At 60.0% G+C, this 25,802-nt stretch carries 20 protein-coding genes and 1 pseudogene; 13 read left to right on the forward strand and 8 right to left on the reverse strand.

Annotated elements, in window-relative coordinates; genetic code table 11:
• Nucleotides 1–135: 135 nt before the first annotated feature.
• The 7 genes and pseudogenes from HUW52_RS30705 to gap form a co-directional block, all read right to left on the reverse strand.
• Nucleotides 136–1,368 (reverse strand): annotated as a pseudogene (locus tag HUW52_RS30705) (chemotaxis protein); the annotation flags it as partial.
• Between the two features lie 243 nt (nucleotides 1,369–1,611).
• Complete coding sequence (locus HUW52_RS08445) at nucleotides 1,612–2,007, reverse strand: YbaN family protein (protein ID WP_016983710.1); 396 nt, start codon at nucleotides 2,005–2,007, stop codon at nucleotides 1,612–1,614.
• Between the two features lie 167 nt (nucleotides 2,008–2,174).
• On the reverse strand, nucleotides 2,175–2,771 hold the full coding sequence (locus HUW52_RS08450; protein WP_175553391.1) for a biliverdin-producing heme oxygenase: 597 nt from the start codon (nucleotides 2,769–2,771) through the stop codon (nucleotides 2,175–2,177).
• Between the two features lie 111 nt (nucleotides 2,772–2,882).
• Complete coding sequence (locus tag HUW52_RS08455; protein ID WP_175553392.1) at nucleotides 2,883–5,468, reverse strand: TonB-dependent receptor; 2,586 nt, start codon at nucleotides 5,466–5,468, stop codon at nucleotides 2,883–2,885.
• Nucleotides 5,469–5,590: 122 nt separating this feature from the next.
• Complete coding sequence (locus tag HUW52_RS08460; protein WP_016983707.1) at nucleotides 5,591–6,556, reverse strand: FecR domain-containing protein; 966 nt, start codon at nucleotides 6,554–6,556, stop codon at nucleotides 5,591–5,593.
• 124 nt (nucleotides 6,557–6,680) lie between these two features.
• Nucleotides 6,681–7,199 carry an RNA polymerase sigma factor gene (locus HUW52_RS08465; RefSeq protein ID WP_175553393.1) on the reverse strand — a complete coding sequence of 173 codons (519 nt, stop codon included), beginning with the start codon at nucleotides 7,197–7,199 and terminating at the stop codon, nucleotides 6,681–6,683.
• 200 nt (nucleotides 7,200–7,399) lie between these two features.
• On the reverse strand, nucleotides 7,400–8,401 hold the full coding sequence (gene gap, locus HUW52_RS08470) for a type I glyceraldehyde-3-phosphate dehydrogenase (protein ID WP_016983705.1): 1,002 nt from the start codon (nucleotides 8,399–8,401) through the stop codon (nucleotides 7,400–7,402).
• Between the two features lie 220 nt (nucleotides 8,402–8,621).
• On the opposite strand from gap, the gene edd reads away from it, so the two are divergent.
• The 11 genes from edd to HUW52_RS08525 all read left to right on the forward strand — a co-directional run bounded on the left by edd (nucleotide 8,622) and on the right by HUW52_RS08525 (nucleotide 22,334).
• Entirely contained in the window at nucleotides 8,622–10,448 is a 1,827-nt protein-coding gene (gene edd, locus HUW52_RS08475; RefSeq protein ID WP_016983704.1) for a phosphogluconate dehydratase, read from the forward strand.
• Nucleotides 10,445–11,404, forward strand: coding sequence for a glucokinase (locus tag HUW52_RS08480; RefSeq protein ID WP_175553394.1), 960 nt, complete (start codon nucleotides 10,445–10,447; stop codon nucleotides 11,402–11,404). The genes edd and HUW52_RS08480 overlap by 4 nt, the downstream gene beginning before the upstream one ends.
• Nucleotides 11,405–11,584: 180 nt before the next feature.
• A complete protein-coding gene (locus HUW52_RS08485) occupies nucleotides 11,585–12,316 on the forward strand; it encodes a response regulator (protein WP_007917879.1) in 732 nt (243 codons plus the stop codon).
• The gene (locus HUW52_RS08490; protein ID WP_016983702.1) at nucleotides 12,306–13,775 is read left to right on the forward strand and encodes an ATP-binding protein; all 1,470 of its coding nucleotides are present in this window, start codon (nucleotides 12,306–12,308) and stop codon (nucleotides 13,773–13,775) included. The genes HUW52_RS08485 and HUW52_RS08490 overlap by 11 nt, the downstream gene beginning before the upstream one ends.
• 309 nt (nucleotides 13,776–14,084) lie before the next feature.
• Entirely contained in the window at nucleotides 14,085–15,344 is a 1,260-nt protein-coding gene (locus HUW52_RS08495) for an AGE family epimerase/isomerase (protein ID WP_175553395.1), read from the forward strand.
• Nucleotides 15,345–15,462: 118 nt separating this feature from the next.
• Entirely contained in the window at nucleotides 15,463–16,764 is a 1,302-nt protein-coding gene (locus HUW52_RS08500; RefSeq protein WP_016983700.1) for an ABC transporter substrate-binding protein, read from the forward strand.
• 151 nt (nucleotides 16,765–16,915) lie between these two features.
• Nucleotides 16,916–17,824, forward strand: a complete 909-nt coding sequence (locus HUW52_RS08505) for a carbohydrate ABC transporter permease (RefSeq protein WP_007917874.1) — start codon at nucleotides 16,916–16,918, stop codon at nucleotides 17,822–17,824.
• Nucleotides 17,817–18,662 (forward strand): carbohydrate ABC transporter permease, encoded by an 846-nt coding sequence (locus HUW52_RS08510; protein ID WP_175553396.1) that lies wholly within the window; start codon nucleotides 17,817–17,819, stop codon nucleotides 18,660–18,662. Before HUW52_RS08505 ends, HUW52_RS08510 begins: the two co-directional genes overlap by 8 nt.
• Before the next feature lie 2 nt (nucleotides 18,663–18,664).
• Nucleotides 18,665–19,825, forward strand: coding sequence for an ABC transporter ATP-binding protein (locus HUW52_RS08515; protein ID WP_038369188.1), 1,161 nt, complete (start codon nucleotides 18,665–18,667; stop codon nucleotides 19,823–19,825).
• 191 nt (nucleotides 19,826–20,016) lie between these two features.
• Nucleotides 20,017–21,366, forward strand: coding sequence for a carbohydrate porin (locus tag HUW52_RS08520; RefSeq protein ID WP_016983697.1), 1,350 nt, complete (start codon nucleotides 20,017–20,019; stop codon nucleotides 21,364–21,366).
• Between the two features lie 113 nt (nucleotides 21,367–21,479).
• Entirely contained in the window at nucleotides 21,480–22,334 is an 855-nt protein-coding gene (locus HUW52_RS08525) for a D-hexose-6-phosphate mutarotase (protein WP_175553397.1), read from the forward strand.
• Between the two features lie 208 nt (nucleotides 22,335–22,542).
• Here HUW52_RS08525 and HUW52_RS08530 read toward each other — a convergent pair whose 3' ends face one another.
• Nucleotides 22,543–23,403 (reverse strand): MurR/RpiR family transcriptional regulator, encoded by an 861-nt coding sequence (locus tag HUW52_RS08530; protein ID WP_171057240.1) that lies wholly within the window; start codon nucleotides 23,401–23,403, stop codon nucleotides 22,543–22,545.
• 226 nt (nucleotides 23,404–23,629) lie between these two features.
• Here HUW52_RS08530 and zwf point away from each other — a divergent pair, with 226 nt between their 5' ends.
• A complete protein-coding gene (gene zwf / locus HUW52_RS08535) occupies nucleotides 23,630–25,096 on the forward strand; it encodes a glucose-6-phosphate dehydrogenase (RefSeq protein ID WP_175553398.1) in 1,467 nt (488 codons plus the stop codon).
• Nucleotides 25,083–25,796: a 6-phosphogluconolactonase gene (pgl, locus tag HUW52_RS08540; RefSeq protein WP_016983694.1), complete on the forward strand. Its 714-nt coding sequence runs from the start codon at nucleotides 25,083–25,085 to the stop codon at nucleotides 25,794–25,796. Before zwf ends, pgl begins: the two co-directional genes overlap by 14 nt.
• Nucleotides 25,797–25,802 lie beyond the last annotated feature (6 nt).

Consider the following 25,802-nt stretch of genomic DNA (forward strand, 5'->3'; position numbering starts at 1 on the left):
GCGGGCAATTTCCGAAGACTGGTCGGCGGTGCCACGGGCTTCAGTGATGCTCTGTTTGATCTGCGCGATGGTCGGTTGCAGCTTGTCGAGGAAGCGGTTGAACCAGTTCACCAGTTCGCCCAGTTCATCCTTCTTGCTGTAGTTCAGGCGTTGGGTCAGATCGCCTTCGCCGCTGGCAATATTTTTCAGCATCTCGGCAACGCTGTTGATCGGACGCGTCACACCGGACGCGGTCAGCCAGATCAGCAGCAGGCCAACCAGACCGGCAACCACGGCGACCAGTAGCGCAGTGATTACGCCGGTTTCCTGGGCATCGTCGAGTACCGCTTGCAGTTTGACCGAGTCAGCCAGCAGCACCTGTTTCGGCAGGTCGATGACCACGCCCCAGGCGCGTGAGTTACCGATCGGGTCGACCGGGTACACGGCACGAATCAGATCGCCCTGTTCAAGAATCTTCGGTGTACCCGAAGTCAGCAGTTGCAGTACATCCTTGCCATCGGCACCGAGGGTGTCGCTGATCTTTTTGCCGACCTTGGTGGCGTCGGAGCTGTCGGCAGCGAGCACGCCGCTGCCGGAGACGATCAGCATGTGCCCGGCGTTATTGAACAGGTTGCGCTGGGAATCCACGGCCGCCGCTTGCAGGGCGTCGAGGGCGATGTCGACGCCGACCACGCCGATGGCTTTACCGTCGACGATCAACGGCACGGAGATGGTCGTCATGAGCATTTCCTTGCCGCCGACGGTGTCGGCATACGGGTCGAGCAGGCAGGTGCGCTTGGCGTCGCGAGGGCAGGTGTACCAACTGTTGTAGGGCGTGCCGCTGACGCTGAGGGTGGTTTTGGTCAGGTCTTCTTCGACCATGATGGTGTTCAGCGAGGCGCCGGCAGCGCGACTCCAGTACGTGGCGAAACGTCCGGCTTCGTTGGACTGGCGCGCGGCATCGTTGGCGAATTCGCTGTCCTTGCCGTCGAGAGCGTTCGGTTCGAAAGCGAGCCAGATGCCGAGCACTTTGTCGTTGCGCTCAAAAGCGGTTTTCAGGCTCAGGTTCAACTCTTCGCGCAAGGCGCCGGCGTCCAGCGAACGCTTGGCGGCCATGACGCGCATGTCCTTGATCTGATCCGCTACGGCCGTGATCACCGTCAGGCTTTCACCGAAGGTCTTCTGCACCCGTACTGCTTGTTCAGCGGCTTTGGCTTGCAGCAGATTCTCGACACTGGCGGTGAGCAGCTTGTTGCTGGAGTCACTGACCAGTTCGTCGTTCTGGTTGGTCTGGTAAATGTTCATGCCGACGATCAGCGCAACCACACCGAGCAGGCACAGGCCGGAGAGCAGAACGATTTTCAGGCGAATGGACAGAGCGTCGAACATGGGGCGATCTCGCGAATGAATAAACGGGTGGCAGGCGGATATGAACTATCCGGTTCGCCAAATCCATTCAGCGCCATTCAATGCTCATCGGCGTGGAACGAGAGCGCATGAGGCGCGTGCCGACGGACGGTCAGCGCTAAACGTTTGCGCAGGGGAAAGTGCTGAAAAAACGAATAATTACAGGGATGTTTCAGGACGGTGACGGCGCTTGTCACGGGCAGGAGAGACTTGTGGCGAGCGTGATCAGGCAGTTTTTGCCAGAGATTCCGGGCGCGACCAGATCCACAGATTGCCCAGGCTCATCCCGGCAATCGCCAGATAGACCGGCCAGCCATGATCGAGCATCACCAGCATCAACGTGGCGCAGAGCAACATGCTCACCGTGGCGCTGACCTTGGCCTTGCGCGCAATGATCTTGCCGTTGCGCCAGTTGCTGAGGATCGGCCCGAACAAGCGGTGATTTTCCAGCCAGGCACTCAGGCGCGGCGAGCTGCGGGTCGCGGCCCAGGCGGCAAGAAGGATGAACTCGGTGGTCGGCAGGCCGGGCACGACAATGGCGATCAGGCCAATGCCGAGGCTGACGTAGGCCAGCAGGCCGAACAGCACACGGGCGAGTTTGGAGGAGGCGGGTTGCGGCATGGGCTCGGGATTGCTGTGAGGCGAGATGGGGATTCTACAGGCTTGAGCTGTTCCCATGTGGGAGCGAGCTTGCTCGCGAAAGCGGTATGTCAGTCACATTAATGTTGAATGTGCTGCCGTCTTCGCGAGCAAGCTCGCTCCCACAGGGCTTTGTGGTTTGTCGGGAATCAGGCCAATTCGGCTTCGGTGGCGTAAGCCTGTTCCAGCAACACGGTGAAGCGGTTGAACGCGTCGATCGCGCCTTGCTCCACTTCAGCCTCTTCTTCAGCACTGAACTGCAGCGAATCAAGAGTACGCACGAAGCTCTTCCAGCCTTCGGCGCGGCCACCTTCCGGCTCGCCGAGGTGACGGGCGCCAAAGGTTTCGCTCAGCTCCAGGGCCACAGCGCGTTTGATCAGGAATGCAGCACCGAGCTTCGAACCTTCGGAGACAAAGATCCAGCCCAGCGCACGGGCCTTGCTCGGATTTTTCACCGCGCCCGCGACCGGTGCCGGTACTTCGGTGTCCAGATCAGCCAGGTCAGCCTTGGCCGCTTCGGCGCGGCAACGGGCCGGCAGATCCGGGACGATCGCGGTCAGTTCGGCATCGTTGTACAGCTCGACCAGTTCCGACTGGAACAGGTATTGCGCAACGACGAAGCGGGCGAAGTTGGCTCGGGTCTCGAACGGCGCATGCGCCTTCACCAGTGCATCGAGCTTGCTGTGCGGTTCATTGGTGATCTGGTTCAAGCGTTGCGAACGCAGGGCTTTTTCCGAAGTGGTCATGACATGTCCTTGATAAAAGAGGCGCTTGATAACGAGACGAACAAGACGCTGTGCAAGCGTAAAAAAACCTCACGGCGCGGTGCCTGAACACGCGCCGTGAGGTTCACCGGATCAGATGTCCCAGATCAGATTGATCGCGAAGTTGCGGCCCGGTTGGGTCAGGCGATCGAGGTTGGCCGGTTGCGTCACTGACGCTTCGCCGACGCTGTCGTAACCGCGCACGTCATCCCACAGCCAGTATTTCTTGTCGGTCAGGTTGTAGATGCCGCCGCTGACGGTGACGTCGTCGGTGACTTTGTAATAACCGGCCAGATCCAGAATGCCGAAGCCCGGCGTCTTGAACTGACTGCTGACGCCATCCGGCGATTTGAAGTTGCTGTCGTCGACGCGATCCTTTTTCTTCACCAAGGTCCAGCTCAGCAGGCCGCCGTAGTTGTCCTGGTCGTAACCCAGACCGAACACGCCGGTCAGCGGGTTGACGCTGTTGATCGGCTCGCCGTTGTCGTTGTTGCGACCGTAGGCGTAGGCGATCGAGCCCTGGGTGTAGAGGCCTTGTGGGGCGCCAAACGCATCCAGATTCAGGCGACCTTTGACTTCCGCACCCTTGATGGTGGCGTGCTTGATGTTGGCCGACTGGAAGGTCAGCTCGTTGCGGCCCGGGGTCACGGCGTCTTCGTTGATGAAATCGCGGTACTTGTTATAGAACACCGCCACGTCGAACGAACCTTGCTCGAAGTTGCCGCGCAGACCGGTTTCATAGCTTTTGCTTTTTTCCGGTTCCAGGTCGGGATTCGGCGCCACGCTGTAACCGGTGGTGGTGTTTTCGAAGCGGCCGTACAGGGCTTTCGCGGTCGGCGTGCGGAAGCCTTCGGCGTACTGACCGTACCAGGTGTAGTTTTCGGTCAGGGCATAGGTCAGGCCGAATTTCGGCGAAACTTTGTGCCAGGTCTTGTTCTTGTCGCTGACCGTGCCTTGGCCGTCAGCCGCCACGGTGTTGAGGAATTCCTGAGTGATGTGCGGCTTGAGCTGGGTGTAGTCGTAGCGCAGGCCCGGCAGGAAGGTCCAGTTGTTCCAGCTGATCTGATCCTGAGCGAACACGCTGTAGGTGTTGATTGTCGGGTCCGGGAAGTCGGTGGCTTTGGCCAACACGTCAGCGGGGCTGGTCGCGCCGATGGCGGTGCAGCCACGACCGACGGCCAGGCAGGTGCCGTCGCCGCTGCGCGAACCGGTGACTTTCTGTTGCTTGATGGTGGTGCCGTAAGTCAGCACGTGATCGGTGTCGCCGATGGCAAACGCCTTGTCCAGTTGCGCGTCGAACACCCACTGTTTCTCTTCGTAAATGGTGTCGCGAGTACGCAGCACTTTACGGGTGATCGGGTAGTAGAACTCGGTGGTGCTCTGGTCGGTCTTGGCGATCTGGTGGTTGAGGCTCCACTTCACGTTGTCGACCAGCAGGCTGTCGAGGGCGAACGAGTGCTCGATGCCGAAACGCTCACGGGTGATGGTGTCGTTGCCGGTGCGCCACTGATACATGCCGCCGGGCAACACGCTGTTCGGAATGGTCGGGGCGCCGTTGAAGTACGGGCCGCCGTAAGCACTTTTCTGATCGGTGTCGCGATCATCCTTGTACTTTTCGTAGGTCAGACCCAGACGCGAATCTTCGTTGTAGTTCCAGCCGATCTTGGCCAGCACGTTGTAGGCGTTGACGTCTTCCGGGTTGGCCGCAGTGCGTTCCAGACCGGTGCCATTGTTGCTGCCGTAGGAGTCGGTCTCGTGACCGTCGCGTTGGCTGTAGTGCAGCAAACCGTCGAACTGGTCGGCACGGCCGGCAACGGTGGCGGACTTCAGCCAGCTGTCATCGGCCGAGCTGTAACCGGTTTTCAGGCGCGCACCGACGTCTTTGCCCGGCTTGATGATGTCGTCGGCATCGAGGGTGTAGTAGCTGACGGCGCCGCCGATGGCGTTGCTGCCATACAGCACCGAGGCCGGGCCGCGGAGAATTTCCACGCGTTTGACGATTTCCGGATCAACGTAGTTGCGCTGGGTCTTGGCGTACGGGCCGTTGAAGAAGCCGTCCGGGACTTCTACACCGTCGACTTGCGTCAGGATGCGGTCGCCGTCGATACCACGGATGTTGTAGCCGCTGATGCCGCCACGGGTGCCGGCGCCGCCGACGGAAACGCCCGGCTCGTAACGGACCAGATCCTTGATGGTGTTGACGTTGTTGCGGTCCAGATCCTGGCGGGTCTGCACGGTGACGGTGGCCGGCACGCTGTTGACCGACTGCTCCTGACGGGTGGCGCTGATGGTCACCTGATCCAGATTGAGGGTGCCACTGGCGTTGCGCTTTTCCAGCACGACATTGTTGTTGCTGATTTTGCGGAAGCTCAGGTTGGTCCCCACCAACAGGCGCTCCAGAGCTTTTTCCGGGGGCAGCGAGCCACGCACGCCCGGCGACGACACGCCCTGACCCAATTCTGCCGGCAAGCCGACCTGCCAACCGGTCACGGCGGTGAAGGCGTTGAGTGCCGATACCAGCGGCTGCTGACCGATGGCGAACGAGTAATCGCCCATGTTGCGCGTCGGTTGCTCGGTGGCCGCCATCAGCGGTGCAGCACCGGCCATCAGGATGGCAGCGGTCAGCAGCGACAGCACGCGGGAAGGGGAGGAAGTCTGGCGGGTAAGGCGTGAGGACATCGATAGCGCTCCGTGTCGCACGAATCTTTATAGGGGCTGATTGGCTTCGCGTGTTGCGAATCAATTGCATTGGCTATAACGAGACGTACTGACGTTGGTTATCGAGTAAAAATAATTCTCATTTAGTTCAGGATGACGAGTGCGGGGAATTCTTTCAGTTGCGCCGAGGTGATGTGCGCGAGGGAACGAACCACGTCGAGCGGCTGATCGAGACGGTAATTGCCAGTCACCGCGACGTCGGCCAATTGCTCGTTGGTGTTGATGATCCAGCCTGGATAGTAGCGGCGCAATTCGGCCAGCACCTGATTAAGCGGGCAGTTCTCGAACACCAGTCGGCCCTGAACCCACGCCAGATCCGTGTTGGCATCGAGTTTGGCCGGGCGGTCGAAACCGTTGGGGCCGATGCGGATGCTCTCGCCGGCAGTCAGACGCACACGGGCATCGTTGTGGGTGGCGCGCAGATCGACGTCGCCACGCTGCACATTGACCTGCGCCACACCGTCAAGATAACGCACGGCGAACGCGGTATCGCGCACGCTGGCGGTGACCGGACCGGCATCGATTTCCAGCGGTTGACTGCGGCCGCTGGCAATCTCGAAAAACGCTTCGCCCTGAAACAGCCGGGCAACGCGCTGTTGATCGTTGATGGTGCTGGAGAAGGCTGAGTTGGTGTTTAGCAGGACTTTCGAGCCGTCCTCCAATTGCAGACGCTGGCGCTCTCCGACCACGGTCAGATGATCGGCCTGAAGGCGCATCGGCAAATTGCTGAAACTGAACAAACCGAGGATCAGCACCGCAGCAGTCGCCAGCGGCTTCCAGTGCGGACGCAGACGCTTGAGGAAAGTGACTTTCGCAGGTTTCGCCGCCAGGCTTTGCGCGCACTGGGCGATTTGCGGGCCGTCCCAGATCGCCTGGGCCTTGGCGAATGCTTCGGCATTCAGCGGATCGGCCGCCAGCCAGGCGTGAAATTGCCGGGTCTGCTCCTCGTCCGGGCTGCCGAGCACGATGAGCCAGTCCAGTGCCTGGTCCATTGCGTTTGCAGCGTCCTGCACCGAATCCGGCGAAGGCGAGCGGTGGGTGTCCGTCACGGTGTTTCCTCGGCAGTGTCTGCGCACGGCTGTTTTCTAAGTGAAGCGTAAAAGTCGGGCAAGGGTAACAAAGCCCGATGATCCGTGCAGTCGATCCTGGCACTTACAGAAAAGCCCTACAGTCTCAGTCGCCATTCAGGCGTTCAGCGACGCCAATGCAAATGCTCATGATCAGCTTCAATTCTTTCTGCACGGTGCTGAGGGAGACGTTCAGCTCGTCGGCTATTTCCTGATAACTGTTCCCGTGCAAACGGCTGAGGATGAAAATCTGCTGCTGGCGGGGGCTGAGTTGACTGAGGCTCACATTCAGGCGCTCCAGCATCTGTTCGGCGTGGGCGGCATCTTCGGCGCTGCTGGCGGGGGCGACGACGCTGTGCACGACATTCTGCGGCACATCATCGACCATGGTTCGCGAATGGATCTTGCGCGCACGCAAATGATCCAGCGCCAGATTGCGCGCGGTCTGGAAGACAAAGGGTTCGAGGTGATCGATGGCCCGCTCGCTCAACGCCCGCGTCACGCGCAGGTAGGTCTCCTGCAACAGGTCTTCAGCGGTGCTGTGATTGTTGACCATCCGTTCCAGCGTTCGCAGCAGGGAGGTGCGCTGGGTGAGGAAGACGTGGTTGAAGCGCGATTGACTCACGGGAGGACCTGATCGATTTCAAGCGAATGATAATGCTTATCATCTAGTTGAATGGTCAAGTGTTGATTTCAAATTGAAATCGAAACCCTGTGGGAGCGAGCTTGCTCGCGAAGGCGTAGTGTCAGGCAATTCAACTAGCGACTGACCCACCGCTTTCGCGAGCAAGCTCGCTCCCACAGGGATAGGGGGATTACTTGAGATTACTCGGCGTTACACAACGCCAGGCAGTTATCCAGCATGCGATTGGAGAAGCCCCACTCGTTGTCGTACCAGGCCAGCACTTTCAGCAGTTTGCCGCTGGATTTGGTGTGGTTGGCATCAAAGATTGATGACAGCGGATTATGGTTGAAGTCGCTGGATACCAGCGGCAGGGTGTTGAAGCCGAGAATCTTCGAGTGTTGGCTAGCCGCTTTCATCAGCGCGTTGACTTCTTCGGCGCTGGCTTCTTTCTTCAGTTGTACGGTCAGGTCCACCAGCGACACATTGATCACCGGCACGCGCACGGCCATGCCGGTCAGTTTGCCCGCCAGTTCCGGCAGCACCAGGCCCACCGCTTCAGCGGCGCCGGTCTTGCTCGGGATCATGTTCTGCGTGGCCGAGCGCGCGCGGTACGGGTCGGTGTGATAGACGTCGGTGAGGTTTTGATCGTTGGTGTAGGCATGAATGGTGGTCATCAAACCGCTTTCAATGCCCAACTCGCGGTGCAGCACTTGCGCCACTGGCGCCAGGCAGTTGGTGGTGCACGAAGCGTTGGAGATGATCTGGTGGGATTGGCGCAGAATGTCGTGGTTCACGCCATAAACGACGGTAGCGTCGGCGCCTTTGGCCGGAGCCGAGATGATCACTTTGCGTGCGCCGGCAGTAAGATGCGCGGCCGCTTTGGCACGATCGGTAAAGAGACCGGTGCATTCGAACACCACATCAATCTTTTCCGCCGCCCATGGCAGTTCGGCCGGGTTGCGAATGGCGCTGACCGCAATGCGGTCGCCGTTGACGGTCAGACTTTCATTGTCATGCTCGACCTGAGCGTCGAACGTGCCGTGAACGGTGTCGTATTTGAGCAGATGGGCATTGATCGAACTGTCGCCAAGATCGTTGATGGCGACGATCTGCAAATCCTGTCGATAGCCTTGGGTATACAGTGCGCGCAGGACATTACGGCCGATGCGGCCAAAACCATTGATTGCGATTCGAAGAGTCATGGAACAGCGCCGCCGTCGTTTTGTTGTTGGAATTACAAGATTATTCGCATAAAAATAGAAAACAAGCCTTTTTAGTGGCAATATTTTGTTTTATCTACAACGAGTGACCTGAATCAACTGGTCCGAATGGTCAAAAAAGCCGTCTGTCATTCCAACAACAACGGCGTTTGATCAGCATAGACAATCAGGTCGCCACATCCGTTAGCCTGGAGTTCTACACATGCATCCCCGCGTCCTTGAGGTCACCGAACGGCTTATCGCCCGCAGCCGCGCCACGCGTCAGGCTTACCTTGCACTGATTCGCGGCGCCGCCACCGACGGGCCGATGCGCGGCAAGCTGCAATGCGCCAACTTCGCCCACGGCGTGGCCGGGTGCGGCAGCGAAGACAAGCACAGCCTGCGGATGATGAACTCGGCGAACATCGCCATTGTTTCTTCGTATAACGACATGCTCTCGGCGCATCAGCCGTATGAAGTGTTCCCGGAACAGATCAAGAACGCCCTGCGCGAAATCGGCTCGGTCGGCCAATTCGCTGGCGGCACTCCAGCGATGTGCGACGGCGTCACACAAGGTGAGCCGGGCATGGAACTGAGCCTGCCGAGCCGCGAAGTGATTGCCATGTCGACGGCCGTGGCGCTGTCGCACAACATGTTCGACGGCGCGCTGATGCTCGGCATCTGCGACAAGATCGTCCCGGGCCTGATGATGGGCTCGCTGCGCTTCGGTCACCTGCCGACGATTTTCGTGCCGGGTGGGCCGATGGTCTCGGGGATTTCCAACAAGGAAAAAGCCGACGTGCGCCAGAAGTACGCTGAAGGCAAAGCGACCCGCGAAGAGCTGCTGGAATCGGAGATGAAGTCCTACCACAGCCCGGGCACCTGCACCTTCTACGGCACCGCCAACACCAACCAGTTGCTGATGGAAGTCATGGGCCTGCACTTGCCGGGCGCCTCGTTCGTCAACCCAAACACGCCGCTGCGTGATGCGCTGACCCGCGAAGCCGCGCACCAAGTGACGCGTCTGACCAAACAAAATGGCAACTTCATGCCGATCGGCGAAATCGTCGACGAGAAGTCGCTGGTCAACTCCATTGTTGCGCTGCACGCCACCGGCGGTTCGACCAACCACACCCTGCACATGCCGGCCATCGCCATGGCGGCGGGCATTCAACTGACCTGGCAAGACATGGCCGACCTCTCCGAAGTCGTGCCGACCCTGAGCCACGTCTACCCGAACGGCAAAGCCGACATCAACCACTTCCAGGCAGCGGGCGGTATGTCGTTCCTGATCCGCGAACTGCTTGGCGCCGGTCTGCTGCACGAAGACGTCAACACCGTGCTCGGTCATGGCTTGAGCCAATACACCAAAGAACCGTTCCTTGATAACGGTGAACTGGTCTGGCGTGAAGGCCCGGTCGATAGCCTCGACGAAAACATCCTGCGCCCGGTCGCTCGTGCGTTCTCGCAGGAGGGCGGTTTGCGGGTGATGGAAGGCAACCTCGGTCGCGGTGTGATGAAGGTTTCTGCCGTCGCGCTGGAAAACCAGATCGTCGAAGCGCCAGCGATGGTGTTCCAGGATCAACAGGATCTGGCCGACGCGTTCAAGGCCGGTCTGCTGGAAAAAGATTTCGTCGCGGTGATGCGCTTCCAGGGCCCGCGCTCCAATGGCATGCCCGAGCTGCACAAAATGACGCCGTTCCTCGGCGTGCTGCAGGATCGCGGCTTCAAAGTCGCGTTGGTGACGGACGGGCGGATGTCCGGCGCCTCGGGGAAAATCCCCGCAGCGATTCACGTCAGCCCCGAAGCTTATGTCGGTGGCGCTTTGGCGCGCGTGCAAGAGGGCGATATCATCCGCGTCGATGGCGTCAAAGGCACCTTGGAGCTCAAGGTCGACGCCGCCGAATTTGCAGCGCGCGAACCCGCCAAAGGCCTGTTGGGCAACAACATCGGCAGCGGTCGCGAACTGTTTGGCTTTATGCGTTTGGCCTTCAGCTCGGCGGAGCAGGGCGCCAGCGCCTTCACTTCTGCCCTGGAGACGCTTAATTGAAACTGGCTTTGGTCGGTGACATCGGAGGCACCAACGCGCGGTTTGCGTTGTGGAAAAACCAGCAACTGCAATCGGTTCAAGTGCTGGCCACGGCCGACCACGCCAGCCCGGAAGAGGCGATCAGCCTCTATCTGAGTGGGCTCGGTCTGGCGCCGGGTTCGATCGGTTCGGTGTGCCTGTCGGTGGCCGGCCCGGTCAGTGGTGATGAATTCAAATTCACCAACAACCACTGGCGCCTGAGCCGCAGCGCGTTCTGCAAAACCTTGCAGGTCGAGCAGTTGTTGCTGGTCAACGACTTCTCGGCGATGGCGCTGGGCATGACCCGTTTGCAGCCGGGCGAATTTCGCGTGGTCTGCGAGGGCACGCCGGAGCCGTTGCGCCCGGCGGTGGTGATCGGTCCGGGCACTGGCCTTGGCGTCGGCACCTTGCTCAATCTCGGTGAAGGCCGTTTTGCGGCATTGCCGGGCGAGGGCGGTCACGTTGATCTGCCGCTGAGCAGCCCGCGTGAAACTCAGTTGTGGCAGCACATCCACAACGAGATCGGCCATGTCAGCGCGGAAACGGCGTTGAGCGGCGGCGGTCTGCCACGGGTTTACCGGGCGATCTGCGCGGTGGACGGCCATGAACCGAAGCTGGATACGCCGGAAGCGATCACGGCAGCTGGTCTGGCAGGTGATCCGATTGCCCTGGAAGTGCTCGAGCAGTTTTGCTGCTGGCTCGGCCGTGTCGCCGGCAACAACGTACTGACCACGGGCGGGCGTGGCGGGGTGTATATCGTCGGCGGGGTGATTCCACGCTTTGCCGATTTCTTCCTCGAAAGCGGTTTTGCCCGCAGCTTTGCTGACAAAGGCTGCATGAGCGATTACTTCAAAGGCATTCCGGTGTGGCTGGTGACAGCGCCGTATTCCGGGCTCGTTGGCGCCGGCGTGGCCCTGGATCAATCAATCCCGACCTGAAATGCAATCACCCCTGTGGGAGCGAGCTTGCTCGCGAATGCGGAGTATCAGTCAACCCAAATGTTGAATGTAACGACGCCTTCGCGAGCAAGCTCGCTCCCACAGTGGTTCTATGGTGTTTGTAAGTTCGATGCTTAAGGCATAATCCGCCCCAATTCCAACAACAAGGATGCCTTCGAAGTGAGCTCAGTCAACAAGTCGATATTGTTGGTCGATGACGACCAGGAAATACGCGAGTTGCTGGAAACCTACCTGACCCGCGCCGGGTTTCAGGTGCGGGCCACCGCCGATGGTGCCAGTTTTCGTCAGGCCCTCAACGAGGCGCCGAGCGATCTGGTGATCCTCGATGTCATGTTGCCCGACGAAGACGGCTTCAGCCTGTGCCGTTGGGTGCGTCAGCATCCGCGTCAGGCGCAGGTGCCGATCATCATGCTCACCGCCAGTTCCGATGAAGCCGACCGCGTGATCGGTCTGGAGCTCGGCGCCGACGATTACCTCGGCAAACCCTTCAGCCCGCGCGAACTGCAAGCGCGCATCAAAGCCCTGTTGCGGCGTGCGCAATTCGGTCAGGAGCGCAGCGGCAGTGATGTGCTGGCGTTTGATGAGTGGCGGCTGGACATGGTCAGCCATCGGCTGTTTCACACCGATGGCGAGGAGGTGATTCTTTCCGGTGCCGACTTTGCCCTGCTGAAGCTGTTCCTCGATCACCCGCAGGAAATCCTCGACCGCGACACCATCGGCAACGCCACCCGTGGCCGCGACCTGATGCCACTCGATCGCATCGTCGACATGGCCGTCAGCCGTTTGCGCCAGCGCCTGCGCGACACCGAGAAGCCGCCACGGCTGATCCGCACCGTGCGCGGCAGCGGCTATCAACTGGCAGCCAACGTGGTTGCCGGCAATGCTCACTGATTCGCTGCGTAAACTCGCCGCCAAGGTGCCGGTGCCCCGTTCGTTGCTCGGGCGGATGTTGCTGCTGACGCTGTTGGCTGTGCTGTTCGCGCAAACATTGTCGAGCGTGATCTGGGTCTCGCAACTGCGCGCCACCCAGCTCGAAGGTCTGGTCACCAGCGCCCGCAGCCTCGCCCATTCAATGACCGCCAGCGTCAGCTATTTCCGCTCATTGCCGGTGGCTTATCGGCCGTTGGTGCTCGATCAGTTGCGCAGCATGGGCGGCACCCGATTCGTCGTGACGCTCAACGACAAGCCTTTGGGCATGGACGTGCTGCCGGTGACGCCACGCAAAGCGGCGGTGATGAAAGCGGTCGACGAAGTGCTGCGGCAGACGTTGGGCCATGACACCGATATTTCGGTGACCTTCGTCAGTCCTGAGGATCTGCGCATCTTCAATGCCGGGCTGAAACTCGATGAGCTGCCACGCTCCTGGGCGCATTACGCGCTGACTCTGGAGCCGGTAAATCCGCCCGTTTTGGTTACGCAGATTCAAATGGCGCCGGGCGAATGGTTGTACATCGCCTCGCTGCTCCCCGAGCCCTACACCAGTCTTGAAGAGCAAGGTCTGCCCTCGCAACAGGTGTGGTTCATCGTCCTCACCAGCGGATTTTTGCTGCTGTTCATCGGTCTGTTGGTGCACTGGCAGAGCCGGCCGCTCAAGCGCCTGGCGCGTTCTGCGCGGGATCTGTCGCTGGGCGCTGACGTCGAGCCGGTGGCTGAGGGCGGCGGCAGCGAAGTGGTCGAAGTGGGGCGTGCGTTCAACACCATGCGCGAACGCATCAGCCGTTACCTGACCGAGCGCAGCCAGTTGTTCAGCGCGATTTCCCATGACCTGCGTACACCGATTACGCGTTTGCGTTTGCGCGTCGAATTGCTTGAAGACGAGAAGTTGCAAGCCAAATTCGGCCGCGATCTGGATGAGCTGGAACTGCTGGTCAAAGGCGCGCTGCAATGCGTGAAAGACACCGACATCCACGAGAACATCGAGCCGGTGGACTTGAACCATGTGCTCGACTGTCTGGTGGAGCCGTATCTGGCGCCGAACGGCAATGGCCGCGTGACGCAGCAGGGCAAGGCGCTGGCGGCTTATCCGGGCAAGCCGCTGGCGTTGAAGCGCTGCATCGGTAACCTGATCGACAATGCGTTGAAGTATGGACAGAACGCGCATCTGCACATTGATGATGATGACAGCGCGTTTGTCCTGCACGTTGATGATGAAGGGCCGGGTGTGCCGGAGCAGCGCTTGGAGCAGGTGTTTGAGCCGCACTTCAGGCTGGCGGGGCAGCAGCAGGGGTATGGGCTTGGGTTGGGCATTGCGCGCAATATTGCCCACAGCCATGGTGGGGAGGTGACGTTGCAGAATCTGCGTGAGGGTGGGTTGCGGGTGACCCTGCAATTGCCGCGTTCGGTGGATTGAATCAAAAGCTTTCCCTCACCCTAGCCCTCTCCCAGAGGGAGAGGGGACTGATCGGGGAATGCTGCAGAGATACGCCGACCTGGAAGTCCGGTAGCGAATCCATAATCGACTCGATGTGTCAGGTCGGCGGATAACTCAGCACCACTCGGTCGGCCCCCTCTCCCTACGGGCGGTCCGACGTTTCGGGAGGGCTGGGGTGAGGGTCGCTTTTTGTCACGATCTGGTGACAAACCCCGCCCCCTTCGTTACAAGCCCACCCCGACCCGTTGTTTAGACTCCCCGCAGTCATAACAACAAAAAAGGCCACCCATGGATCTCTTCCAACCCGGCTTCAGCAGTTGGCTGAACGCCCCTGCCCACCAGCAATGGCTCGCCGCCGAAGGCCTGCGTCTGCTGGATTTCGCCAAGGCAGCAAAACTCCCACAAGGCTTCGGCAACCTCGACGAACGCGGCTGTCTGCCAGCGAACGCGCAAGCCGAAACCATGAACACCGCGCGCATGACCCACAGCTTCGCCATGGCCCATATTCAGGGCCTGCCGGGTTTCGCCGAGCTGGTCGATCACGGCATCGCCGCCCTGCGTGGGCCGTTGCGTGATGCACTGCACGGCGGCTGGTTCGCCGTCGCCGAACACCGCGATGACAACACCGGCAAGAACGCCTATCTGCATGCCTTCGTTGCGCTTGCGGCCAGCTCTGCGGTGGTCGCACAGCGTCCCGGCGCCCAAGCGCTGCTGGACGATGCCATCGACATCATCGACACGTATTTCTGGAGCGAAGAAGAGGGCGCCATGCGCGAATTCTTCAACCGTGACTGGAGCGAAGAAGAAGCCTATCGCGGCGCCAACAGCAACATGCACGCGACCGAGGCGTTCCTCGCGCTGGCCGATGTCACCGAAGATCCGCGCTGGCTGATCCGCGCGCAACGCATCGTCGAGCGGGTGATCCACGGTCACGCCGCCGGCAACGGTTACATGGTCATCGAACATTTCGACCGCGACTGGCAGCCACTGCGCGAATACAACCACGACAATCCCGCCGATGGTTTCCGCCCTTACGGCACCACGCCGGGCCACGGTTTCGAGTGGGCGCGGCTGTTGCTGCACCTCGAAGCGGCCCGCGTGCAGGCCGGCATGCTCACCCCCGGCTGGCTGGCGACCGACGCGCAGAAACTCTTCGAGAACAACTGCCGCAACGGTTGGAACGTCGATGGTTTGCCGGGCATCGTCTATACCCTCGACTGGGGCAACAAAGCGGTAGTTCGCCACCGCCTGCACTGGACCCACGCCGAAGCCAGCGCCGCCGCCAGCGCCTTGCTCAAACGCAGCGGCGATGCGCAATACGAAACCTGGTACCGACTGTTCTGGGAATTCTGCGAGATGAATTTCATCGACCGTTGCGACGGCAGCTGGCACCACGAACTCAATCCGCAAAACACCCCAAGCGCCGATATCTGGCCGGGCAAACCCGATCTGTATCACGCCTGGCAGGCGGTGCTGATCCCTCGTCTACCCTTGTCGCCGAGCATGGCGACTGCGCTGGCGCAGTTGTCCCAGAGCATTCCTGTGTAACCATGCGGTGACATTCGCGCGTCCCTTCGTTACCTGCGAAGGGAAACGTCCTGTTTAAACTCCTGTGCAGCGCAAGCACCAGACTTGCATGCATAACAACAAGAAAGGTACATCTCAGATGAATGCGATTTCTCGCCTCGCTACTGTCATTTCTGTCGCCTCCCTGTTCCCGCTCGCAATTCTGCCTCTCAGTGTTTCCGCTGCCGAATCCAAAGGTTCGGTCGAAGTCGTGCACTGGTGGACGTCCGGTGGCGAAAAAGCCGCCGTTGATGTGCTCAAGGCGCAAGTCGAAAAAGACGGTTTCACCTGGAAAGACGGCGCTGTCGCCGGCGGTGGCGGTGCGACTGCCATGACCGTGCTGAAAAGCCGTGCCGTTGCCGGCAACCCGCCTGGCGTAGCCCAGATCAAAGGCCCGGACATCCAGGAATGGGCGTCGACCGGCCTGCTCGACACCGACGTGCTGAAAGACGTCGCCAAGTCGGAAAAATGGGACAGCCTGCTCGACAAGAAAGTCTCCGATACCGTGAAGTACGACGGTGATTACGTGGCCGTGCCGGTGAACATTCACCGCGTGAACTGGCTGTGGATCAACCCGGAAGTGTTCAAGAAAGCCGGGATCACCAAGAACCCGACCACCCTCGAAGAATTCTACGCCGCTGGCGACAAGCTGAAAGCTGCGGGCTTCATTCCGCTGGCTCACGGCGGTCAGCCTTGGCAGGACAGCACCGTGTTCGAAGCCGTGGTGCTTTCGGTCATGGGTGTCGATGGTTACAAGAAAGCCCTGGTTGACCTGGACAACGCCGCGCTGACCGGCCCGGAAATGGTCAAGGCGCTGACCGAGCTGAAGAAAGTCGCGACCTACATGGACGCCGATGGCAAAGGCCAGGACTGGAACCTGGAAGCGGCCAAAGTCATCAACGGCAAGGCCGGCATGCAGATCATGGGTGACTGGGCCAAGTCCGAATGGACTGCCGCCAAGAAAGTCGCTGGCAAGGACTACGAGTGCGTAGCGTTCCCGGGCACCGACAAGGCGTTCACCTACAACATCGACTCGCTGGCCGTGTTCAAGCAGAAGGACGCCGGCACTGCGGCCGGTCAGCAGGACATCGCCAAAGTCGTGCTGGGTGAAAACTTCCAGAAAGTCTTCAGCATCAACAAAGGCTCGATCCCGGTGCGCAACGACATGTTGAACAACATGGACAAGCTCGGCTTCGACTCCTGTGCGCAGACCGCTGCCAAAGACTTCCTGGCAGACGCCAAGTCTGGCGGCCTGCAACCAAGCATGGCGCACAACATGGCGACCACGCTGGCCGTGCAAGGCGCGTTCTTTGATGTCGTGACCAACTACATCAACGACCCGAAAGCCGACCCGGCCGACACCGCCAAGAAACTTGGCGCAGCGATCAAGTCGTCCAAATAACAGCTAACACCGCAACCCCTGTGGGAGCGAGCTTGCTCGCGAAAGCGCAATGTCAGGCGCAGGTGTAATACCTGTCAGACGCCTTCGCGAGCAAGCTCGCTCCCACAAGGGGGAAGCATGTGAATTTTCTACCCTCGTACTGGATTTCCCCATGAGTTCTGTTGCTGTGTTCAGCAAGGCCTCGCCGTTCGATGCATTGCAACGCTGGCTACCCAAACTGGTGCTGGCGCCGAGCATGTTCATCGTGCTGGTGGGCTTCTATGGCTACATCCTGTGGACGTTCGTGCTGTCGTTCACCACCTCGACGTTCCTGCCCAACTACAAGTGGGCCGGCCTGGCGCAATACGCGCGGTTGTTCGACAACGATCGCTGGTGGGTCGCGAGCAAAAACCTCGCGGTGTTCGGTGGCATGTTCATCGGCATCACTCTGGTGATCGGTGTGTTGCTGGCAGTGTTCCTCGATCAGCGCATCCGTCGCGAAGGCTTTATCCGCACCATTTACCTGTACCCGATGGCGCTCTCGATGATCGTCACCGGTACTGCGTGGAAATGGCTGCTCAACCCGGGCATGGGCCTGGACAAATTGTTGCGTGACTGGGGCTGGGAAGGCTTCCGTCTCGACTGGCTGATCGACCCCGATCGCGTGGTTTACTGCCTGGTGATCGCTGCTGTGTGGCAAGCCTCGGGCTTCATCATGGCGATGTTCCTTGCTGGCCTGCGTGGCGTTGATCAATCGATCATCCGTGCCGCCCAGATCGATGGCGCGAGCATGCCGACGATCTACTGGAAAGTGGTGCTGCCAAGCCTGCGTCCGGTGTTCTTCAGTGCGGTGATGATTCTGGCGCACATCGCGATCAAGAGCTTCGACCTGGTCGCGGCGATGACTGCCGGTGGCCCGGGTTATTCCTCCGACCTGCCAGCGATGTTCATGTATTCCTTCACCTTCAGTCGTGGCCAGATGGGCATGGGCTCGGCCAGTGCGATTCTGATGCTCGGTGCGATCCTCGCGATCATCGTGCCTTACCTGTATTCCGAGCTGAGGACCAAGCGCAATGACTAGTCTCGCTGCCAAACCTGCTATCAGCCTGAGTCGCGTCGCGATTTACGCGGTGCTGATCCTCGCCGTCCTGCTTTATCTGGTGCCGCTGGTGGTCATGTTGCTGACCAGCTTCAAGACCCCGGAAGACATCAGCACCGGCAACCTGCTGAGCTGGCCGACCGTGGTCAGCGGCATCGGCTGGGTCAAGGCCTGGGCCACGGTTGACGGTTACTTCTGGAACTCGATCAAGATCACCGTTCCGGCTGTGATCATCTCTACCGGCATCGGCGCATTGAACGGCTATGTGCTGTCGTTCTGGCGCTTCCGTGGTTCGCAGTTGTTCTTCGGTCTGTTGTTGTTCGGCTGCTTCCTGCCGTTCCAGACCGTGCTGCTGCCGGCCTCGTTCACCCTCGGCAAGATGGGCCTGGCAAGCACCACCACCGGCCTGGTGTTTATCCACGTGGTTTACGGTCTGGCGTTCACCACGCTGTTCTTCCGTAACTACTACGTGAGCATTCCGGATGCGCTGGTGAAAGCTGCACGCCTCGACGGTGCGGGTTTCTTCACGATTTTCCGCCGGATCATTCTGCCGATGTCGACGCCGATCATCATGGTTTGCCTGATCTGGCAGTTCACCCAGATCTGGAACGACTTCCTGTTCGGTGTGGTGTTCTCCAGTGGTGATTCGCAACCGATCACGGTGGCGCTGAACAACCTGGTCAACACCAGCACCGGCGCCAAGGAATACAACGTTGATATGGCAGCGGCGATGATCGCCGGCCTGCCGACCCTGCTGGTCTATGTGGTCGCAGGCAAGTATTTCGTGCGCGGGCTGACGGCCGGCGCAGTCAAGGGGTAATCATGGCAACGCTCGAACTTCGCAACGTCAACAAGACCTACGGTGCCGGCCTGCCGGACACCCTGAAGAACATCGAACTGTCGATCAAGGACGGTGAGTTCCTGATCCTCGTCGGCCCGTCGGGCTGCGGCAAGTCGACCCTGATGAACTGCATCGCCGGTCTGGAAACCATCACCGGCGGCGCGATCATGATCGGTGACCAGGACGTCAGTGGCATGAGCCCGAAGGATCGCGACATCGCCATGGTGTTCCAGTCCTACGCGCTGTACCCGACCATGAGCGTGCGCGAGAACATCGAATTCGGTCTGAAGATCCGCAAAATGCCGCAGTCGGCGATCGACGAAGAAGTCGCGCGTGTGGCCAAGCTGTTGCAGATCGAACACCTGCTCAATCGCAAGCCGGGTCAGCTCTCCGGTGGTCAGCAACAGCGTGTGGCGATGGGCCGTGCACTGGCACGTCGACCAAAGATTTATCTGTTCGACGAGCCGCTGTCCAACCTCGACGCCAAGCTGCGCGTCGAGATGCGCACCGAAATGAAACTGATGCACCAGCGCCTGAAAACCACCACGGTCTACGTGACCCACGACCAGATCGAAGCGATGACCCTGGGCGACAAGGTTGCGGTGATGAAGGACGGCATCATCCAGCAGTTCGGCACGCCAAAAGAGATCTACAACGATCCGGCCAACCTGTTCGTGGCGAGCTTCATTGGTTCGCCGCCGATGAACTTCATCCCGCTGCGCCTGCAACGCAAGGACGGCCGCCTGCTGGCGCTGCTCGACAGCGGTCAGGCGCGTTGCGAGTTGCCGATGAGCATGCAGGATGCCGGTCTTGAAGATCGCGAAGTGATCCTCGGCCTGCGCCCGGAGCAGATCGTATTGGCGAACGGCGAGGGCAATGGCCTGCCGAGCATTCGTGCTGAGGTGCAGGTGACCGAACCGACTGGCCCCGACACCCTGGTGTTCGTCAATTTGAATGACACCAAAGTCTGCTGCCGTCTGGCGCCGGACGTGGCACCGCAGGTGGGCGAGAACCTGACGCTGCAATTCGATCCGTCGAAAGTGTTGTTGTTTGATGCCAACACCGGTGAGCGCCTCGGCACTGCCGGTCAACCACAGACCGATGCGCGGTCTGCGAACGTGGCGCAATTCAAAGGCCGCTGAAGAACAGTGTAGGCCTTCGCCTGCTCGCGATGACGGTGTATCAGTCGACAGAGATGTTGAATGTAAAACCGCTATCGCGAGCAGGCGAAGGCCTACAAGGAGCACGCGGTGGATTGCCTGTAATCCATCGCAATTTATGTAAACCGCGTTAGATAAAAACAGTTAATAACAATAAAGACGAGGATGTAGGGATGAAAAAGAAACACGTCAATGCCCGGTTGATCTGCCAAATGTCAGCTGCGGCGGCATTGGTGCTGGCCGGTAACGCCATGGCGGCGGATGCCTTCAGCTCCGACTCGAAATGGATGACCGGTGACTGGGGTGGCGAGCGGACCAAGCTGATCGAGCAGGGTATCGACATCAAGGCCGACTACGTTGGGGAAGTCGGTGGCAACCTGAACGGTGGCTACAACGACGACAAGACCGCGCGTTACGCTGACCAGTTCGGTCTGGGCGTGGCACTCGATCTGCAAAAGCTGTGGGGCTGGGATAACACCCAGGCGAAGATCCAGCTGACCAACCGTAACGGCTACAACATCTCCAACGACCGCGTTGGCGATCCGCGCGCCGGCACCTTGAGTTCGTCGCAAGAAGTTTACGGTCGTGGCCACATGGTGCGTCTGACCCAGTTGTGGATTCAGCACCAGTTCTTCGACAACAAACTCGACGTCAAGGCCGGTTACTTCGGTGAAGGCGAAGACTTCAACACCTTCCCGTGCGACTTCCAGAACCTCGCGTTCTGCGGCTCCCAAGTGGGTAACTGGGCGACCAACATCTGGTACAACTGGCCGGTCAGCCAGGCCGCGATCCGCGTGAAGTACAACATCAACGACGAGCTCTACGCGCAAATCGGTGCGTACAACCAGAACCCGTCGCAGCTGGAACACGGCAACGGCTTCAAACTCAGCGGCAGCGGCACCAAAGGTACTGTGTTGCCGGTTGAGCTGGTCTGGTCGCCGAAGGTCAACAGCCTGCCGGGCGAATACCGCGTCGGTTACTACAAGAGCACGGCCGATGCCGACGACGTTCGTGAAGACGTCAACGGTTTTGACGCAGCCACCACTGGCGACGCGTACAAAACCCACAGCAGCAAAAGCGGCTACTGGTTTGTGGCGCAACAGCAGCTCACCAGCCACAACGGTGATGCTTCTCGCGGTCTGAACATCGCGGCCAACGCCACGTTCCACGACAAAGACACCAACTTCATCGACAACTATCAGTCGGTGATGTTTGTCTACAAAGGCCCGTTCGACGCGCGTCCGAAGGATGACGTCGGTATCGGCGCGGCGCGTATCCACGTCAACGATGACGTGAAGAAAAACGCCGAGCTGCTGAACGCTTCCAACGGTGTTTCGGACTACGACAATCCGGTGTTCTCGCCGATTCGTGAAACCGAATACAACTACGAGATCAACTACGGCTTCCACGTCACCAACTGGCTGACCGTACGTCCCAACCTGCAGTACATCACTCACCCGGGTGGTGTGGATGAAGTGGACAACGCATTGGTCGCTGGCCTGAAAATTCAGTCTACGTTCTGACGCGTCTGCGATAAGCTCCTCTCTATGTGCGCATATTTGCGGACAGCCAAGGCTGTCCGCTTTTTTTTGGGGCTGGCGCCGCCCGGTGAAAGTCGAGTTCAGGATCGTGGCAAATGCATGAGCATCCGCTGCAACGCTTCTTCAAATCCCTGCGTGAACAACCGGTGTTCGCCTGGGAGCGCTATCAGATGCGCGATGTGTTGGTGATCGATCATCCGCTGTGTCAGGCGGTGTTCAGTCGTCAGGGCGCGCAGTTGCTGCACTTTCAACCGCGCGGGCAAAAGCCGTGGTTGTGGTGTGCGGCGAAGTGGCCGCATGTCGGCGCTATTCGCGGTGGTGTGCCGGTGTGCTGGCCGTGGTATGGCCGTCATCCGAGCGAAAACGCCTGGCCGTCGCATGGTTGGGCGCGTTTGCTCGACTGGAAGTTGCTCGACAGCAGCAGCGCCGACGACGGCGTGCGCCTGCACTGGCAATTGCAGCTGTGCGACTGGCAAGTTGACCTGCATGCCCATCTGGGCGAACGCATGGAACTGCGCCTGAGCACCGAGCATCAGGACGACATGCCGTGCCAGTTGAGCCAGGCTTTGCACGCTTACTGGCGTATTGGCGATGTTGGTGAGATAGCGCTGTCTGGGCTTGAAGGTGCGCAGGGTTATGACCAGTTGAATCGGCAGGTTTGCCAGCAGGAAGGTGAGTTGCGGGTGGATGGCGGCTGTCAGCGGGTGTTCCAGCATGACGGCGAATTGCAGCTGAAAGATCACGCTTGGCAACGCGAGTTGTGCATCGATACCGGGGACAGTGCCGACACGGTGGTGTGGCATCCCGGGGCGCGGCCGTTGTTGGGCGTGACGTGGGATGAGATTTCGGAGTTTGTCTGTGTGGAAGCGGCGGCGGGCGGGACGGACAGTCTGCATCTGGCGCCGGGGGAGAAGGCGCATTTGAGTTTGCAGGCGTGGGCGGCGGCTTGAGTTTGTCAAGTACACCGCTACCCTCACCCTAGCCCTTTCCCGGAGGGAGAGGGGACCGAATCGGGGATATTCGAGAGATTCACCGACCTGAACGAATGTCGGTGAATCCATAATCGACTCGGTGTTTCAGGTCGATGTACCGCGCAAGACACCTCGGTCGGCTCCCTCTCCCTCCGGGAGAGGGCTGGGGTGAGGGTGCTTCTGATCTTTAGTTGAATTCATCCCCAACCGGATACCGGCTGGCATTCAAGCTCTCTTTGATCTTGCGCAAATGCGGCTGGAAGTCCACGCCACGACGCAACGTCATTCCCGTCGCCAGCACATCCAGCACCGTCAACTGAATGATCCGCGAAGTCATCGGCATATAAATGTCGGTGTCTTCCGGCAACGGAATGTTCAGGCTCAGCGTACTCGCCTTGGCCAGCGGCGAATTCTCCGCCGTCAAACCCAACACCGAAGCACCGTTCTCACGAGCAATACGTGCCACCTCGACCAACTCGCGGGTGCGGCCGGTGTAGGAAATGATCACGAACAACTCACCGGTGTGCGCCACCGACGCAATCATCCGCTGCATCAGCACATCCGCGTGCGCGGTGACGGCGAGGTTGAAACGGAAGAACTTGTGCTGCGCATCCAGTGCCACCGGTGCCGAAGCGCCGAGGCCGAAGAAGTGAATCTGCCGCGCCTGAATCAACAGGTCGACGGCGCGGCTGATCAGGTTCGGATCGAGCGCCTGGCAAGCGCTGTCCAGCGACGCAATGGCGCTGCCGAAAATCTTCTGCGTGTACGCCTCGGGATTGTCGTCGGCCTCGACCGCGCGGCTGACATACGCCGCGCCGCTGGCCAGGCTCTGCGCCAGTTGCAGTTTGAGTTCGGGATAGCCGCTGACACCGAACGAACGGCAGAAACGGTTGACCGTCGGCTCGCTCACCGAGGCCGCCTGGGCGAGGGCGGCGATGCTGAAGCGGGTGGCCTGCTGCGGGTTGAGCAGGATCACCTCGGCGACTTTGCGTTCGGCCTTGTTCAGGTCTTCAAGGCGACTCTGGATCTGTTCCAGTAAATTTCGCACGCGGTCCATATGGAATTCCTAATTCACCTGCGCAAAGGTGCGCCGGGCTATGCAAATTGGGCCTTTGATATGGCCCGTAACGGTGGCCTATCCTACTGATGGCTCCGACTGACCACCACTCGGAATCTGTATTTTGCGAAAATGTTGTGGTTATTACTACATTTTCCCTTGAGTGATGCCTTGAAAAAAGGTATTTGTAGCTTAACTTGATAAAAGAACAAACATCATGCCTTCGATTACGGTTGAACCGTGCACCTTTGCCTTGTTCGGCGCGCTTGGCGATCTGGCCCTGCGCAAGCTGTTTCCTGCCCTTTATCACCTCGATGGCGCCGACCTGCTGCACGAGGACACGCGCATCATCGCGTTGGCCCGTGAAGAAGGATCCCAGCAGCAGCACATGGCGTTCATCGCCGCCGAACTGCGCCGCTACGTGGGCAAAGAGCTGGACGAAGCGGTCGCCGAGCGTTTTCTCGCACGCCTGACCTACCTGCACGTCGACTTCCTCAAATCCGAAGATTATTTAGCGCTGGCCGAACTGGCCGGCAGCACGCAACGCATGATTGCCTACTTCGCCACACCGGCAGCGGTGTACGGCGCGATCTGCGAGTACCTGGCGAAAGTCGGTCTGGCGGAAAACACCCGCGTGGTGCTGGAAAAACCAATCGGCTCCGACCTCGAGTCGTCGCGCAAGGTCAACGACGCCGTGGCGCAGTTCTTCCCGGAGAACCGCACCTACCGCATCGACCACTACCTAGGCAAAGAAACCGTTCAGAACCTGATCGCCCTGCGTTTCGCCAACAGCCTGTTCGAAACCCAGTGGAACCAGAATTACATCTCCCACGTGGAAATCACCGTGGCCGAGAAGGTTGGCATCGAAGGCCGCTGGGGTTACTTCGACAAGGCCGGCCAGCTGCGCGACATGATCCAGAATCACCTGTTGCAGCTGCTCTGCCTGATCGCCATGGACCCGCCGGCCGATTTGTCCGCCGACAGCATCCGTGACGAAAAGGTAAAAGTGCTCAAGGCCCTGGCGCCAATCAGCCCGGAAGGCCTGACCACACAAGTGGTGCGCGGCCAGTACATCGCCGGCCACAGCGAAGGCAAATCCGTACCGGGTTACCTCGAAGAACCGAATTCCAACACCCAGAGCGACACCGAAACCTTCGTCGCCCTGCGCGCCGACATCCGCAACTGGCGCTGGGCCGGCGTGCCGTTCTACCTGCGTACCGGCAAGCGTATGCCGCAGAAACTGTCGCAGATCGTCATCCACTTCAAGGAACCGTCGCACTACATCTTTGCCCCCGAGCAGCGCCTGCAGATCAGCAACAAACTGATCATCCGCCTGCAACCGGACGAAGGCATTTCCTTGCGCGTGATGACCAAAGAGCAGGGCCTGGACAAAGGCATGCAATTGCGCAGCGGCCCGCTGCAACTGAATTTCTCCGACACCTGGCGTAGCGCGCGGATCCCCGATGCCTACGAGCGGTTGTTGCTGGAAGTGATGAACGGCAATCAGAACCTGTTTGTCCGTAAAGATGAAATCGAAGCCGCGTGGAAATGGTGTGACCAGCTGATCGCCGGGTGGAAAAAATCCGGTGACGCGCCCAAGCCGTATGCGGCCGGGTCGTGGGGGCCGATGAGCTCCATTGCATTGATCACGCGGGACGGGAGGTCATGGTATGGCGATATCTGATGTGCAACTGCCTGCGGGCGTGAACGCTCATGAATTCAAGAGCCCGGTGCTGTTGGCCGAAGGTCTGGCGCTGAACGTCGCCAAGCAATTGAGCGAAGCCATTGCAGCACGCGGCAACGCGGTGCTGGTGGTGTCTGGCGGTCGTAGTCCGGTGGCGTTTTTCCAGCACCTGGCCAAGCAGGAACTGGACTGGTCGAAGGTCGTCGTGACCCTCGCCGACGAGCGTTGGGTGCCAGTTGAACACGCCGACAGCAATGCCGGCCTGCTCAAGCAATACCTGCTCAAAGGCCCGGCGGCGAAAGCCCAGTTCCTCAGCCTTTATAGCGCGGCGGCCAACGTCGAGCAGGCGGCTGAACAGGCTGACCGCTTGCTCGCCGAATTGCCGCCGATTGACGTGCTGGTGTTGGGCATGGGCGATGACGGCCACACCGCGTCGCTGTTCCCCGACAGCCCGAACCTCGCCGAAGCCTTGCAGGCTGATGGCACGCGCCGTTGCTGGCCGATGCTGGCGCCGAGCGTGCCGCGTCAGCGCCTGACCATGAGCCGTGCGCTGCTGGCCTCGGCCAAGCACAAGATTCTGTCGATTTCCGGTCAGTCGAAACTGACCACCCTGAATGCCGCACTGGCATCCGACGACGTCGCCGCCATGCCGGTGCGCGCGTTTCTGCAACCTACGTTAGAGATTTACTGGTGCCCATGAGCCAAG

It is taken from the genome of Pseudomonas sp. 43A (genome assembly GCF_013363935.1).
In the GTDB taxonomy this organism is placed as follows: Bacteria; Pseudomonadota; Gammaproteobacteria; order Pseudomonadales; family Pseudomonadaceae; genus Aquipseudomonas; species Aquipseudomonas crudilactis.

What these genes read in the sequence shown, in the direction of transcription:
- HUW52_RS08445 (WP_016983710.1), bottom strand. Translation starts at nt 2,007, where the DNA reads ATGCCGCAACCCGCCTCCTCCAAACTCGCCCGTGTGCTGTTCGGCCTG.
- HUW52_RS08450 (WP_175553391.1), bottom strand. Translation starts at nt 2,771, where the DNA reads ATGACCACTTCGGAAAAAGCCCTGCGTTCGCAACGCTTGAACCAGATC.
- HUW52_RS08455 (WP_175553392.1), bottom strand. Translation starts at nt 5,468, where the DNA reads ATGTCCTCACGCCTTACCCGCCAGACTTCCTCCCCTTCCCGCGTGCTG.
- gap (WP_016983705.1), bottom strand. Translation starts at nt 8,401, where the DNA reads ATGACTCTTCGAATCGCAATCAATGGTTTTGGCCGCATCGGCCGTAAT.
- edd (WP_016983704.1), top strand. Translation starts at nt 8,622, where the DNA reads ATGCATCCCCGCGTCCTTGAGGTCACCGAACGGCTTATCGCCCGCAGC.
- HUW52_RS08490 (WP_016983702.1), top strand. Translation starts at nt 12,306, where the DNA reads ATGCTCACTGATTCGCTGCGTAAACTCGCCGCCAAGGTGCCGGTGCCC.
- HUW52_RS08495 (WP_175553395.1), top strand. Translation starts at nt 14,085, where the DNA reads ATGGATCTCTTCCAACCCGGCTTCAGCAGTTGGCTGAACGCCCCTGCC.
- HUW52_RS08500 (WP_016983700.1), top strand. Translation starts at nt 15,463, where the DNA reads ATGAATGCGATTTCTCGCCTCGCTACTGTCATTTCTGTCGCCTCCCTG.
- HUW52_RS08505 (WP_007917874.1), top strand. Translation starts at nt 16,916, where the DNA reads ATGAGTTCTGTTGCTGTGTTCAGCAAGGCCTCGCCGTTCGATGCATTG.
- HUW52_RS08510 (WP_175553396.1), top strand. Translation starts at nt 17,817, where the DNA reads ATGACTAGTCTCGCTGCCAAACCTGCTATCAGCCTGAGTCGCGTCGCG.
- HUW52_RS08515 (WP_038369188.1), top strand. Translation starts at nt 18,665, where the DNA reads ATGGCAACGCTCGAACTTCGCAACGTCAACAAGACCTACGGTGCCGGC.
- HUW52_RS08520 (WP_016983697.1), top strand. Translation starts at nt 20,017, where the DNA reads ATGAAAAAGAAACACGTCAATGCCCGGTTGATCTGCCAAATGTCAGCT.
- HUW52_RS08525 (WP_175553397.1), top strand. Translation starts at nt 21,480, where the DNA reads ATGCATGAGCATCCGCTGCAACGCTTCTTCAAATCCCTGCGTGAACAA.
- zwf (WP_175553398.1), top strand. Translation starts at nt 23,630, where the DNA reads ATGCCTTCGATTACGGTTGAACCGTGCACCTTTGCCTTGTTCGGCGCG.
- pgl (WP_016983694.1), top strand. Translation starts at nt 25,083, where the DNA reads ATGGCGATATCTGATGTGCAACTGCCTGCGGGCGTGAACGCTCATGAA.